General features: G+C 45.7%; 2 protein-coding genes. One reads left to right on the top strand and one right to left on the bottom strand.

Annotation, left to right across the window (positions count from 1 at the left end; genetic code table 11):
• The coding region (locus tag J7J01_07175; GenBank protein ID MCD6210653.1) for a Na(+)/H(+) antiporter subunit D at positions 1 to 1,641 on the top strand (1,641 nt) is incomplete at its 5' end.
• 200 nt (positions 1,642 to 1,841) lie between these two features.
• Here the strand turns inward: J7J01_07175 and J7J01_07180 are convergent.
• The coding region (locus tag J7J01_07180; protein ID MCD6210654.1) for an IS5/IS1182 family transposase at positions 1,842 to 2,086 on the bottom strand (245 nt) is incomplete at its 5' end.

The following is a 2,086-nucleotide window of genomic DNA, read 5'->3' on the forward strand; positions in this document are numbered from 1 at the left end:
GGACTTGAGCTGACATTCCTGCATGCAGATTCATTGAGCCTTATAATGGGCTACATATTCGCCATAATCGGCGCTGGTGCTATAATATACGGGCTGGATGTAGTAAGAGAGAATGGAGAGTATGTATGTGCTCTGTTATACCTTGGCAGTGCGCTGGGTGCGGTATTCGCGGGTGATTTCTTTACACTCTATATCTTCTGGGAGATAATGGCGTTCTCTTCGCTCGGGTTGATATGGTACAGCCGGACAGAGCGTGCGACGAATGCAGGGATGCGATATATCATATATCACCTGTTTGGAGGCTGCGTCTTTCTCGGAGGAATACTGATACATTACACGAATACAGGCTCCATTGCAGTAGGACCGGTAGAGCTCGGGATCGGATACGTGCTACTGCTTATAGGGATAGGTGTGAACACCGCATTCATACCATTACATACATGGCTGCCGGATTCATATCCGAAGGCAACGATAGCTGGCGCTGTATTCATGTCGGTATATACAACAAAGACGGGTGTGTACGTACTTGCGAGGACTTTCCCGGGTGTAGAAGCGGTGGCATACATGGGTGGTGTGATGGCTCTCTACGGCGTTGTATTCGCACTGCTGCAGAACGATGTGAGGAAACTTCTCTCTTACCATATCGTGAGTCAGGTCGGTTACATGGTGGCGGGGATAGGAATAGGCACATATATAGGGATAAACGGAGGAATCGCGCACGTTTTCAATCATATCCTGTATAAGGCACTGCTGTTCATGTGCATGGGTGCGGTGATATACAGTACAGGCAGGCGTAACCTGACGGAACTCGGTGGATTGGCAAAGAAGATGCCGATAACGACAATAACATGTGTGATAGCAGCTCTTTCTATTTCGGGCGTGATGGGCTTTAATGGATACGTGAGTAAAAGCATGGTAATCCACGCAGCGGAACTGTCGCACATGCGTATCCTTGCACTTGCTTTGATACTGGCTTCGGTAGGCACTTTCCTGTCCTTCCTGAAACTCACTTATTTCACGTTCTTCCGGCGAAACGAAGAAATAGAAGCGAAAGAAGCACCGTTATCTATGCTTATACCAATGAGCGTTACCGCTTTCTTATGCGTATTTATCGGTGTGTATCCGCGAGTCCTTTACGAAATACTCCCTTATAGAGAGGTAGCGTTACAGTTCCATCCATACGCACTTGGGCATACAATAAGCACGCTGGAGTTACTGGCGATGACCGCAGTGGGGTTCTTCACGTTGCAATTCGCATTCTCACCGCACGAGCGGGTAACAAGGGATATAGATTACCTCTACCGGAAGGTGGGCAGGAGATTTATATGGTTCTGCGAGCAGCCGTTAATGACAGTTGCGAATTTCATTGATAAAAGCGTGCTGAAACTCGCTGATGCAGTCGTATGGTTCAGCAGGAATCCAACGCTGGCATCAAGAATACTGATAGTTATGGTGGGTGCAGTGGTAACGAGACCTTTCAATCCTACGTACATGCAATACGCACATGATCTGGAAGAGCTCAAGCAGAGGTATCCAGGCGAAGTGCCGAGAGTGGCGATAGGAACAGGTGTGCTGTTAGCACTTGTGCTTTTCGCACTCTATCTGTTTATCTATCTAACGCACGGAGTGCTGTGGGTGTGAATGGATAGGAGTCGAGTCAATAGCGGTAGAGAATAAAATAAAAGGGTTGGGGGTCAGCTCCAACCTTTTAACCTTTTATTTTTATAGCACATAAAGTATGATATTTCTTTGGTAAAGCTTTCTTTTTGTGATTTAACCTCCATTCCACCAAGAAGGTGTAAATATATTTCTATATAACACATTACAGCCCCCTCCACAGACTACCATTCAGCAATCTTCTGTAATTCCTCCTTTGAGTTAATACCCAACGAAACCACTATCCCGACCAAAAGTACATGCAGACAGACGAACTTTTTGACTGAACGCTTCGTATAGCGATGCAAATTCTTTAAAGAGAAAGTATTTTTCGCTAATTTGAATATATCCCCTATCATGCCTCTGATCGGCTTGTATTTCTCCCAATTTTCAAGTTTTGCCTTTAAACTCTTCACTAAGCCTCTATAAA

The organism is Methanophagales archaeon (genome assembly GCA_021159465.1).
In the GTDB taxonomy this organism is placed as follows: Archaea; Halobacteriota; Syntropharchaeia; order Alkanophagales; family Methanospirareceae; genus G60ANME1.